This is a genomic window from Chitinophaga varians, from assembly GCF_014529945.1.
Lineage (GTDB): Bacteria > Bacteroidota > Bacteroidia > Chitinophagales > Chitinophagaceae > Chitinophaga > Chitinophaga varians.
The window spans coordinates 1,036,347-1,048,450 of record NZ_JACVFB010000003.1 but is presented as its reverse complement, the minus strand read 5'-3'; the positions used below and the strand labels follow the sequence as shown (position 1 = coordinate 1,048,450).

General features: G+C 48.0%; 11 protein-coding genes and 1 other RNA gene. 5 read left to right on the top strand and 7 right to left on the bottom strand.

Features of this window, described 5'->3' with window-relative positions:
* Positions 1 to 2: 2 nt before the first annotated feature.
* The gene (locus tag ICL55_RS18665; RefSeq protein ID WP_188099988.1) at positions 3 to 1,238 is read right to left on the bottom strand and encodes an ABC transporter permease; all 1,236 of its coding nucleotides are present in this window, start codon (positions 1,236 to 1,238) and stop codon (positions 3 to 5) included.
* A 94-nt stretch (positions 1,239 to 1,332) separates the two neighbouring features.
* Here ICL55_RS18665 and ICL55_RS18660 point away from each other — a divergent pair, with 94 nt between their 5' ends.
* Complete coding sequence (locus tag ICL55_RS18660; protein WP_188099986.1) at positions 1,333 to 2,625, top strand: type IX secretion system plug protein; 1,293 nt, start codon at positions 1,333 to 1,335, stop codon at positions 2,623 to 2,625.
* Between the two features lie 110 nt (positions 2,626 to 2,735).
* On the opposite strand, the gene ICL55_RS18655 is transcribed toward ICL55_RS18660, so the two are convergent.
* From ICL55_RS18655 to ffs, 5 genes are all read right to left on the bottom strand, one after another.
* Positions 2,736 to 4,049, bottom strand: a complete 1,314-nt coding sequence (locus ICL55_RS18655) for an NAD(P)/FAD-dependent oxidoreductase (RefSeq protein WP_188099984.1) — start codon at positions 4,047 to 4,049, stop codon at positions 2,736 to 2,738.
* Positions 4,050 to 5,325: 1,276 nt separating this feature from the next.
* Positions 5,326 to 6,039, bottom strand: a complete 714-nt coding sequence (locus ICL55_RS18650) for an MIP/aquaporin family protein (protein ID WP_188099982.1) — start codon at positions 6,037 to 6,039, stop codon at positions 5,326 to 5,328.
* A gap of 12 nt (positions 6,040 to 6,051) precedes the next feature.
* Entirely contained in the window at positions 6,052 to 7,548 is a 1,497-nt protein-coding gene (gene glpK / locus ICL55_RS18645) for a glycerol kinase GlpK (RefSeq protein ID WP_188099980.1), read from the bottom strand.
* Positions 7,549 to 7,642: 94 nt separating this feature from the next.
* Positions 7,643 to 8,293 (bottom strand): fructose-6-phosphate aldolase, encoded by a 651-nt coding sequence (fsa, locus tag ICL55_RS18640; protein ID WP_078667044.1) that lies wholly within the window; start codon positions 8,291 to 8,293, stop codon positions 7,643 to 7,645.
* Between the two features lie 129 nt (positions 8,294 to 8,422).
* An RNA gene (gene ffs, locus ICL55_RS18635) (signal recognition particle sRNA small type) lies at positions 8,423 to 8,522 on the bottom strand.
* A gap of 237 nt (positions 8,523 to 8,759) precedes the next feature.
* Between ffs and ICL55_RS18630 the strand changes: the two genes are divergently transcribed.
* From ICL55_RS18630 to ICL55_RS18620, 3 genes are all read left to right on the top strand, one after another.
* The gene (locus ICL55_RS18630) at positions 8,760 to 9,191 is read left to right on the top strand and encodes a DUF5684 domain-containing protein (protein ID WP_188099978.1); all 432 of its coding nucleotides are present in this window, start codon (positions 8,760 to 8,762) and stop codon (positions 9,189 to 9,191) included.
* A 43-nt stretch (positions 9,192 to 9,234) separates the two neighbouring features.
* Positions 9,235 to 9,660, top strand: coding sequence for an RDD family protein (locus tag ICL55_RS18625; protein ID WP_188099976.1), 426 nt, complete (start codon positions 9,235 to 9,237; stop codon positions 9,658 to 9,660).
* A 104-nt stretch (positions 9,661 to 9,764) separates the two neighbouring features.
* Positions 9,765 to 10,184 carry an RDD family protein gene (locus ICL55_RS18620; protein WP_188099974.1) on the top strand — a complete coding sequence of 140 codons (420 nt, stop codon included), beginning with the start codon at positions 9,765 to 9,767 and terminating at the stop codon, positions 10,182 to 10,184.
* A gap of 65 nt (positions 10,185 to 10,249) precedes the next feature.
* Here ICL55_RS18620 and ICL55_RS18615 read toward each other — a convergent pair whose 3' ends face one another.
* Complete coding sequence (locus ICL55_RS18615) at positions 10,250 to 10,993, bottom strand: RDD family protein (protein WP_188099972.1); 744 nt, start codon at positions 10,991 to 10,993, stop codon at positions 10,250 to 10,252.
* Between the two features lie 114 nt (positions 10,994 to 11,107).
* Between ICL55_RS18615 and ICL55_RS18610 the strand changes: the two genes are divergently transcribed.
* Positions 11,108 to 12,103 (top strand): stage II sporulation protein M, encoded by a 996-nt coding sequence (locus tag ICL55_RS18610; RefSeq protein ID WP_188099970.1) that lies wholly within the window; start codon positions 11,108 to 11,110, stop codon positions 12,101 to 12,103.
* Position 12,104 lies beyond the last annotated feature (1 nt).

Here is a 12,104-nt window from a genome sequence, read left to right as displayed (position 1 = left end):
AGTTATTTAAACTGGATCGCTTTTACCGGCGTGATCTTCCGGATAATGAGGGACGGAATCAGTAGTACCAGCAAACAGATGGCGAAGGTACCCAGATTGATCAGCAGTATTTCCGGCCATCTGATATCGATAGCGGCCACCGACATGTAGTAGGACTCTTCCGGGAGTTTGAAGATGCCGGTGGCCTTTTGTAAAAAGGCCAGCCCCAGCCCGAAAAAGTCGCCGATGAGTACACCCATAAGGATGATGTAGCCTGCCTGGAACACAAATACTTTCTGGATTTTCCAGTCACGCATGCCCAGCGCTTTGAGGATGCCTACCATGTTGGTCCGTTCCAGTATCAGTATCAGGATAGCGGTGATCATGTTAATAACGGCCACGATCGTCATGATCACGATAATAATGAGTTCATTCTGGTTCTGTAACTGAAGCCAGTCGAAAATATTGGGATAGATATCGCGGATGGTGCGGGTAAAGAGTTGATCGGGGAGTGCGCTGTTATCGATGATGCGGGCGGTAGTGTCCATCTTATGATAGTCCTGAAGCATGATCTCATAACCGCCTACCTGTGCGGGCGCCCAGTCGTTGAGCCGGCGAACGAGGTTCAGGTCACCGATAACATAGGTTTTATCATATTCTTCGATACCGGTTTTAAAGATGCCGGAAACCTGTAATTTGCGGGCGCGGGGCGGAAGCCCGCCACCTTGAATAAAGTAGATGATCACTTTATCATCGACCTTGAGCTGCAGGTCTTTTGCCATGTTGGTGGAAACCATAATTTCCGGTGCATAGCTGGTATCATTGAAGCGGGGCTGGCGGCCGGACTGGATGAACCGTTGCAGCTGTGGCCAGTCGTAGCTTTTGTCTATTCCTTTGAAGATGATGCCGTTGATTTCCTTTTCAGACTTGATAATAGCTGATTTGGTGGCATAGGGGTAGACGGACTTCACGCCGGGTACTCTTTTGAGGCTGTCTATCAGGGTAGGCGTAGAGGTGAAGGGGATTTCTTCTGTCAGCGGGCCGGCATTGGGCTGGTATTGATTGACATGAAGATGCCCCCAGAAACTGAAAATCTTATCCTGAATGACCTGCTGAAAACCGTTGACCAGGGCTGTTGCCAGAATCATTACCGCCACGCTGACTGCGGTAGCAGCAACAGCGATGTTGATGATGAACTTTGAAAAAGAGGACGCTTTGTTAAAAGCGATCCTTCTGGCAATAAAAGCAGATAATTCCATTGAACTGATTTCGATTAAAGCAAATGTAGGAAATCAAAAATCAAATCTCTAAATAAGCAAATAATCGTAACTTGAATACAACCAAATAGCCAGTATGCGTACAGCAGCTTTTCTTTCATGGGTGGTCCTGGCAACCTGTCTGTTTACCGGCAGGGTGGTGGCGCAGGCAAATGTCATTACACCGGACCATATCTACCACAACAACATCAAGTCCGTCAAATTCAATCAGCAGGGCGATCCACTGAGTATGCCGATGTATACCATTGGTACAGGGGAGAAACTGGAGTTGTCTTTTGATGACATGGACAATGATGTGAAGACCTACTACTATTCTTTTATCCTTTGTAACGCAGACTGGACACCGGCTCAGGTGAATCAGTTTGATTACATGCGTGGGTTTTCTGAAACGAGGATCCTCAATTACAAAATGTCGTCTGTGGCGTTGCAGCGGTATACGCATTATAGTGTGCAGCTGCCGGGCACTAATAGTTACCCGATCAAATCAGGCAACTATCTGCTAAAGGTATATCTGGACAGCGACACTACTCAACTGGCCTTTACCCGCCGTATGTATGTGATGGAATCAAAAGCCGGTATCGCCGGATTTATCCAGCAGCCGGTGTCGCCCAAATTGTTCCGTACCCATCAGAAGATAAATTTTGAGGTCAATACCGGTTCCCTGAATATCCAGAATCCTTTTGATCAGATCAAAGTGGTGATTTTGCAAAACTATCGTTGGGACAATGCGCTCACCAATCTGAAGCCGCAGTTTATCAATGGTAATGTGATCAAATACAATGCGGAGCTGGATTGTGTTGTTCCTGCGGGGAAAGAGTTCCGGTGGATAGACCTGCGAAGTTTCCGTTTGCAGACTGAAAGGGTGAGCCGGTCGGAATATCACGCCAGCAGTACGGATGTTTTTGCGGTGACAGATGTGGAGCGTGCTGATAAAGTGTATCAGTTTATCAAAGACATCAATGGTAAGTACTACCTCGCTACGCTGGACAACTATGATCCGAATTTTGAAGGTGACTATGCATCGGTGCACTTTTCTTTTGCTTCCCCGGAACCTTATGCCGGATATGATATGTATATTTTGGGGGAGATGACCGACTACGAGCTAAACAGCAATAGTAAGTTGAGCTACAATGCTGCCAGCCGGGCTTATGAAGGAACATTGTTCCTGAAGCAGGGGTACTACAATTATATCTATGGGCTGGTAGATAAAACAGTGCCTAACGCAAAAATCAATACCGATTTAACAGAAGGCAACTGGTGGGAGACGGAGAATAACTACACGATTTTATTATACTTCCGTCCGTTGGGTGGTCGTGCAGACGAGCTGGTGTCCAGTGTTACCCTGAATTCTATTCTGAACCGCAAGTAAGCCGGTTGAGATAAATTATAAAGCAAAGACCTGATGATATGCTCATCAGGTCTTTTGCATTTTTAACAATAAAACACCTATTTATATAACAACAAAACAACCTTGTTTGATTATACGCCTACTGTTTGTCGCAGCTTCACAATGTTGGCAGCGCCGCGTTTGATGATGATGCGGGTACCTCTTTCGTAGGTGAAGTAGCGATAGAACCAGTTGATGAATACGACTAGTTTGTTACGGAAGCCGAGCAGGCTCATAAGGTGAACGATCATCCATACTATCCAGGCGAAGTAGCCGCTGAGGCGCATGTTGGCGAATTCGGCCACGGCCCTGTTTCGTCCGATGGTGGCCATGCTGCCGAGGTCTTTGTAATAGAAACCTTTCAGCGTCTTTTTCTCCAGCAGGAGGCGGATATTGTGCGCCAGGTTTTTCCCTTGTTGGATAGCCACCTGGGCCACCATCGGGTATCCTTTCGGGAAGCGCGGGTCGTTGGTCATTTGCGCGATATCGCCGATCGCAAATACGTTTTCGTATCCTTTTACCTGATTGAATTCATTGACCAGAATGCGGCCGTTAGGTAACAAGATGTCTTGTGGCAGACCTTGTACGGGCACGCCTTTCACGCCGGCAGACCAGAGGAGGGACTGTGATTCAATTGTTTCGCCGTTGCTGAGCGTGATGGTATGGCCATCATATTCTTTTACGCCGGTGTTGACCATCACTTTTACACCCAATTCCTGCAGCGCATGCATGGTGCGTTCTGATGTTTTTTCACTGAAAGAAGCCAGTAGCTTAGGGCCTGCTTCGATCAGGTAAACGTTCATCAGGGATTGGGGCAGATCGGGATAGTCTTTAGGCATAATATATTTCCGTAACTCAGCGAAAGCGCCTGCCAGTTCCACACCGGTGGGGCCGCCGCCTACCATTACGAAGTTGAGTTTCGGTTTTATTTCTTCCTGGTTTTTCAGCAGCAGACTTTCCTCAAATTGTTTCACCACATAGTTTCTGATCTGTACTGCTTCGATCAGGGATTTCATGCCGATGGCATTGTCTTCGATGGCTTTGTTGCCGAAGAAATTGGTATTGCTGCCGGTGGCGAAGACGAGGTAGTCGTAGCGGATATTACCGATACCTGTTTCCAGTATATTTTCTGTTGCTTTGATGCCGGTCACTTCCGCCATTCGGAAGACGAGGTTTTTCTGTTTTCTGAAGATGCCTCTGAGCGGGAAAGCGATGCTGTCGGGTTCCAGGCCGGCCGTAGATACCTGATAAAGCAGCGGTTGAAAGAGGTGATAATTGTTTCTGTCTAATAATACTACCTGAACCGGAGCATGTTTCAGCTGCTTGGCGAGATTTATACCTCCAAATCCTCCTCCTACAATAACTACGCGCGGTTGAGCTGATTCCGGAATATTAGGCTGGATCATAATTCATCTATTTATTTTATTGGATATGGCATGCCTCGTTATAACATTCTGATATTGTCGGCAGTTCAAATGCCGTACCAGTGGTAATTTTTATCAAAGTTACGAAACTTTCAGAAAAAAATGAAAATTACTTACATGATAAATATCAGGTTTTCTGAGATAGGCGTTTCCGTGAGAATGGGGGTGCATATATAACGGTCCGCGGCACGGATTGAGGCTTAAGGGAGGCCGGCTCACGAGGCTTGAGGGAGGATGGAGCCATTTATGATAGCGATGAATCCATAAAACCCATAAAACCCATAAAACCCAGGGCTGAAGCCCTGGGCTACGATGTTATTCAGGCTCATTAGGAGATAGCGTTCTTAAGTTTCAGCCTGCGATAGACAAGTCATGTGCGTCACAATGCCAGGTATGTATTGGATGGCACTGTTGCTGCCGTGGATCTTGCCCATGGCCTTGGTTGCTGGTGGATTTGCTGATTGTTCGAGATGAATACCGTTTGTTAGTATCCCTATATTCGAATTCTATGCATGGAGGTATCTTGAACAACAACATTGCCCAGGGCTTTAGCCCTGGGATTGTAAGGCGGATATTGTATATCTCCCTTGCAATAGCAGATGCCCCTGTTTTGCTTTTAGACCTTGCAGATTAGTCAGAGAATATTGTGGCGATGAAGGCCTTTTTTTGTTACCCTATAATTTGAATTTCATGCATGGAGGTATCTTGAACAACACCCAGGGATTATAGGGCGGATATTGTATCCGCCTTACAATAGCAGATGCCCCTGTTTGCTTTTAGACCTTGCAGATTAGTCAGAGAATATTGGGGCGATGAAGGCCTTTTGTTGTTACCCTATAATTTGAATTTTATGCGTGGAGGTATTTTGAACAACAATTTAGCCCAGGGCTTTAGCCCAGGGATTATAGGGCGGATATTGTATCCGCCTTACAATAGCAGATGCCCCTGCTTGCTTTTAGACCTTGCAGATTAGTCAGAGAATATTGTGGCGATGAACGCCTTTTGTTATTACCCCTATAATTTGAATATTATGCACGGAGGTATCTTGAACAACAACTTAGCCCTGGGATTGTAAAGCGAATATTGTATATCTCCCTTGTAATAGCAGATGCCCCTGTTTGCTTTTAGACCTTGCAGATTAGTCAGAGAATATTGTGGCGATGAAGGCCTTTTGTTGTTACCCCTATAATTTGGATTTTATGCATGGAGGTATCTTGAACAACAACTTAGCCCAAGGCGTGAGCCCTGGGATTACAGATCACGATGCCAGAAAAACGTTGTATATCACCGCTGCAGCTATTGCTCCGGCAATGGGGCCGGCAATGGGTATCCATGCGTAGGCCCAGTCGCTGCTGCCCTTTCCGGAGATGGGGAGCAGGGCATGCATGATACGCGGGCCCAGGTCTCTGGCGGGATTGATGGCATAGCCGGTAGGCCCGCCAAGGGAGAGGCCGATGGCCAGTACTACAAAAGCTACGGGCAGCGCGTCGAGGGAACCGATGCCGCTGGCGGGTTTGGTGATATAAAAGACGGCCAGTATAAAAACGAGTGTGGCAATAAATTCGGTGAGGAAATTATAGCCTGGTGTTCGTATAGCCGGGATCGTGCAGAACACGCCCAGTTTGCTGGCGGCATCGGTGGTGGCATCGAAGTGTTTTTTATAGCAGAGCCATACGAGGCCGGCGCCCAGCATGGCTCCCAGCATTTGGGCAGCGATGTAGGAGGGTACGAGCGCCCAGCTGAAGGAGCCTTTCACCGCCAGCGCGATGGTTACGGCGGGGTTGAGGTGGGCGCCGCTGTATTGCCCGGCGCAGAATACCCCGATAAATACCGCCATGGCCCATCCCATGGTAATGACGATCCAGCCGCCCTGATTACCTTTGGAGCGGCTGAGTACTACGTTGGCGACTACCCCGTCGCCGAGGGCGATGAGCATTGCTGTTCCGATAATTTCGGCTAAGAATGGTGACATGGGTGGAATTTTTTAGTCTTCTTCTGTCCAGGCCTGGGCTGCTCTGATGGCGCGTTTCCAGTCCTTACAAAGTTGCTGGCGTTGTGTTGTTTCCATTGAAGGTTCAAAGGTGGCGTCTACTTTCCACTGACGGGCGATGGACGGAATACTGTCCCAGTACCCGACAGCCAGGCCGGCGAGGTAAGCGGCGCCCAGCGCGGTGGTTTCGGTGATATGCGGACGTACCACGCGTACCTGCAGCAGGTCCGACTGGAACTGCATAAGCAGGTTGTTGCTGGTGGCGCCGCCATCGACGCGCAGTTCACTGATAGGCATGCCGGCATCGCCTTCCATGGCTTTGAGCACGTCCATGGTCTGGAAAGCGATGCTGTCGAGTGCCGCACGGGCGATATGTGCCGCACCGGTACCGCGGGTGATGCCTACCATGGTGCCGCGTGCATGCTGGTTCCAGTAGGGAGCACCGAGACCGGCGAAGGCCGGCACGAAATATACGCCATCGCTGTGCGGCACGGTAGCGGCCAGCTTTTCCACATCAGCGGAATGCCGGATGATACCGAGGCCGTCACGCAGCCACTGTACTACTGCTCCGCCGATGAAGATACTGCCTTCGAGGGCGTAGGTAGTTTTGCCGTTGATCTGCCACGCCACGGTGGTGAGCAGGTTATTTTTGGACGGGATCGGCTTGTCGCCGGTATTGAGTACCATAAAACAGCCGGTGCCATAGGTATTTTTCAGCATACCGGGCTCGGTACACATCTGTCCGAAGAGTGCCGCCTGCTGATCACCGGCGATGCCGGCAATAGGGATGCGATAGGGGGTGAGGGTGGCTTCGGAGTAGCCGTACACTTCGCTGGAAGGTTTTACTTCCGGCAGCATGGAAGCAGGGATGCCGAAGAGGGTGAGCAGTTCTTCATCCCATTTCATGTCGTGGATATTAAACAACAATGTGCGGGAGGCGTTGCTCACATCGGTGATATGCAGGTGTCCGTTGGAGAAATTCCAGGTGAGCCAGCTGTCCACTGTGCCGAAGGCCAGTTCGCCGGCTTCTGCTTTTGCCCTGGCACCGGGTACGTTGTCCAGTATCCATTTGATTTTGGTAGCAGAGAAATAGGCGTCTATACGGAGACCGGTTTTGTCTTTGATCAGTTGTTCTTTGCCTTCTTTGATGAGGCTATCGCAATAGGCGGCGGTGCGGCGGTCCTGCCATACGATGGCGTTATGAACGGGTTTGCCGGTTTGGCGGTCCCATATGATGGTGGTTTCCCGTTGATTGGTGATACCGATGGCCGCGATGTTTTCACCGGAGATGCGCGCTTTGAGCAGTACTTCCGCGGCTACGCTGGCCTGTGATGTCCATATTTCCATGGCATCATGTTCCACCCATCCGGGTTGGGGGAATATCTGTTTAAATTCTTTTTGAGCAGTAGCCTTTATACTGCCATCGTGGTCGAAGATGATGGCGCGGGAGCTGGTGGTGCCCTGGTCCAGCGCAAGAATGTATTTCCCCATCCGGTTAATGGTTTTTAGTGGTAACAATTTACAAAAAAAATCCCCGGCGCAAGAACTGCACCGGGGATACACCATCTAAAAAATATCTTAAAAATTACATTTTCTTGGCATCTTCCAGGAACTTGGCGAGGCCGATATCCGTTAACGGATGTTTCAGCAGGCCGAGGATGGAATCTAACGGGCAGGTACATACGTCAGCACCTACTTCCGCACATTTAACGATGTGGAGAGCGCTGCGGATGGATGCTGCGAGGATCTCTGTTTTGAAGCCCTGCAGGCTGTATATCTGAGCAATCTGTGCGATCAGTTCCACACCGTCCCAGTTGCTGTCATCAATACGACCGATGAAAGGAGATACGTAAGCAGCACCGGCTTTAGCAGCCAGGATAGCCTGACCGGCAGAGAATACCAGGGTGCAGTTAGTACGGATACCGTTCTCAGAGAACCATTTGATGGCTTTCACGCCTTCTTTGATCATCGGTACTTTCACAACGATGTTGGGGTGGATAGCGGCCAGTTTCTTACCTTCTTCCACGATAGATTTGAAATCGGTAGAAAATACTTCCGCGCTCACATCTCCGTCTACGATCTCGCAGATGTCTGCATAATGTTTCAGGATAGCAGCTTCCCCTTTAATACCTTCTTTGGCCATCAGGGACGGGTTGGTGGTAACACCATCCAGTACGCCGAGATCATGAGCTTCTCTTATCTGATCGAGATTAGCTGTATCGATAAAGAATTTCATACTATTAAGAATTAGTTTGTAAAGACTCGATTTGCGTCATTTTGTGGAGTACACTGTCATTAGTGAAGAGGTGAGCAAATAGTAACCAGATGACTACTGACGAGCAACTAATGACCTTTATAAAAAGAAAAAAGGCAAGTTACTTATATCGCACCGCTTCAACCACCTACCCTTGCTACATTCCTGTCCTGGGGGAGTTCAGCAGGAGCTGGTCGTATAAGACTTGCCGGTTGCAAAGGTAATGCAATCCACTGAAAATCCAAATTTTGTAAAAGAAATCTCAAAAAAAATGTTGGATCAGCCTCCTGCACGTATTATTTTCCAGTTAAAAAATCAACTAAATATGTATGCACTTGAATTGTTATACTTGAATTTTTGTGTATCTTGTTGATGTTTTAATCCCAGACAGCGCGCTAAAACATGTGATGGCCCCTGTCTTTATTCTTTCATTCAAAACTATATTCTTATGGACAACGCCAATAGTGGTGCCGTTTTCGCCATGATGCTCCCCTTTATTTGGTTTTGCCTCGGCCTTGCTGTTTTCTCCATTATCTGCATGTGGAAAGTATACAGGAAGGCAGGTTTTGAAGGCTGGGAATGCATTATCCCCATTTACAGCACACTTATTCTGTTGCGTATCATCGGCAAACCATGGTGGTGGCTGCTGATGTTTTTAATCCCCGTTGTGAATATTATCTTCGCCATTATGGCAATGGACCTCCTCAGTAAAAGCTTCGGCAAAGGCCTTGGCTTTACGCTGGGACTGATATTCCTGGGCTACATCTTCATCGCTATCATTGCATTCGACCGGACTATCATATACCAGGGACCCGCAGGCGACCCCAACGCTCCCCGGCCACAACAGGATATTAATTCAATCGGCAAAAACCTCGTTTAATTGTTGGAAATCTATTTTTTAATTCTATATACTGTTTGAACCTATGGATTCATTTAACCAAACCAAGAACACCGACCTGCTCTCTGATTTGCAGGAACCTGTAAACTTCAATCGCGCCTCCAAAGGGCAACGTTTTGCCAATCTGCTGATCGACAGCATCATTCTCGGCGTAGCCCAGAATATATTTGCTGCGATACTGGGATTAGGAACGTTTGAAAGCATCGCGATTGGTCTCATCGTCAACCTCGCCTATTACACCTGCATGGAAGGCTTTGCAGACGGTCGTACCGTGGGCAAGATGGTAACCGGCACCCGTGTGGTGAGCACCAGCGGCGAACCACTGACCACCGGCAGAATCATGCTGCGTACCGTTTGCAGATGGGTGCCTTTTGAACCATTCAGCATGCTGTTTGGCGACGCTCCCTGGCACGATACCTGGACTGATACCACAGTTGTAAGCAGCAAATAAGTCAGTGCAAATATCTTCTTCAAAAACAACGGCCGAAGTGGGTGAACCCCGCTTCGGTCTTTGTTTTTTGACAACATCATCTTAAACATTTTTTATCCCGGCCTATGGAGTCAATTGATCAATCCAAATCCACAGATCTGCTGTCTGATCTGCAGGAACCCGTTATTTTCGAATATGCCTCTAAAGGGCAACGTTTTGCCAACCTGTTCATTGATATGATTATTATCGATCTGGGTATGGCGCTGTTACTGAATGTTATTCCGGGAGCACTCTTGCTGTTACCGTTTCTTTTTATCTGGTACATTGGGTACTTTGTCTGTATGGAAGCCTTTGCCGGCGGCCGTACCATCGGAAAAATGGTGACCAATACCCGTGTGGTTACTTTGGACAAAGAACCTATCAGTGTCGGGCAGGCATTTGGCCGGATTTTTTCCAGGCTGGTCCCCTTTGAAGCCTTCTCGGCCTTGTTCGATACCCCATGGCATGACCAGTGGACGAATACGACCGTGATCAAAAACAAATAAAACTTCTTCAAAAAAACAAAGGCCGAAGCAACATGCTTCGGCCTTCCTGTTGAATATTATTCACGTCAGTTGTCGCGCGTGGTGTAGTAGTTGTAATCGTTCAACACGGTTTCCAGGAAGCTGGTGTTGGGCAGCTCAGATTGAATATGCAGCACCTCTTTTACGCGATGCGCCACTTTGGCGGCCAGTACTTCATCTCCGGCCAGCAGCGCTTTGTCGAGCAACTCTTTCACCTTGTTCATGTCCCGGTCGGATAACCGCATGATTTGCGGAAACTGCGGCTGGTAATCGGAAGCAGACATATCACGAAAAATGGTTTCTTCAATGCTGCCTTTGCGTTTGGTGTTGATCACGATGGTACCGGCCACCAGGTCGCCCAGGCGCTGATTGTAAGCGGTGCGCGACATCGTCACGATCGGCAGGATCACCGGTATGAAAAACAGCCCTGCCATCAGCGGAGATTCTATCATCCGGAATATCCACCGGATAAGATGCTGGCTGGCGGTAGGCTGGTTGCCAGTAAGGCTTACCACTTTCATGTGCAACATTTTTTTACCGGGAGATTGTCCGCCCATGGCTATTTCCGTAATCAGGAAATACAACATGACAGGTATCATTATCACCAATATGATGAACACCATCCGGGCGTCACTACCTATGTTAAGCGCCGAAAGGGCTATAAAGGCCAGCAGCACATAGGCCGCCCTGATCCCGAAATCAATGAGCCAGGCGAGAAAACGCGTCATCGCGTCCGCCGTTTCAAATTCGAGGTCAATGTTAAAGGAAGTTGGTATTTTTATGTTGCTCATACTCAAATTTACATATTTGTTTATATATTGTTAAACGATTTAGTATGTTTGCCCGATACTCCCCTTATACTGTAGGTAGATATCCGGATTCAAAAAAAGGGAATTTGACTCATTATGAGAGAATCGTTGTTTATCAAGAAAAATTTGCCCCGCTGGAAACAAATCCAGGAGGAGCCGACGGAGGACCCCGATGAAATGGCGGAAAGATTTGTTTCCTTACTGGATGACCTCTCCTACGCCAAAACATTCTATAGCTTCAGTAAAGTAACCCGCTATATCAACGGACTGGCAGCCGGTATTTACCAGCGTATTTATCAAAACCGTAAAGAAGAGGTAGGCCGTTTTCAATTGTTTTTCCGGTATGAACTGCCGCTGTTATTCCGGCAGTACCATCGGTTGTTGTTGTTTACACTTTGTTTTTTTCTGCTGTTTTGTATTATCGGCGCATTTTCCTCTGCGCATGATGAAACTTTCGTCAGGGGATTTCTGGGAGATGAATATGTGAACATGACTGAGCGGAACATCGCCAACAACGACCCTTTCGGCGTGTATAAACAAGGCAATCCATTACTGATGTTTCTGCAGATAGCTGTCAACAATATCCGTGTATCACTGATGTGTTATGTGGGCGGCATCTTCCTGGGCGCCGGGTCTTTGTACCTGTTGCTGCACAACGGTATTATGCTCGGTGTGTTCCAGTATATTTTCTTTTCTCATGGTCTGGGCTTCAAATCCATACTGGTGATCTGGATACATGGAACACTGGAGATTTCCAGTATCGTTATCTCCGGGTGTGCCGGTATTATCCTCGGGAAGAGCCTCTTGTTTCCCGGCACGCGCAAGCGATTAGACTCCCTGCGTAAAGGCGCCAAAGATGGTATCAAGATCATGGTGACACTGATTCCTATTTTCGTGGTGGCCGCTTTTCTGGAAGGATTTGTGACCCGTTATACTGAAATGCCATTGTGGCTTAGTCTCTTTATACTCGCAGGTTCGCTGTTGTTTATGATCGGCTATTTCGTGGTATATCCCATCCGTCTGCATCGTAAAGGATACCGCCTCAGTGAAAGCGGTAAAGTGATTGTTCCATTGCCTCGTTCAAAGCAGTAAA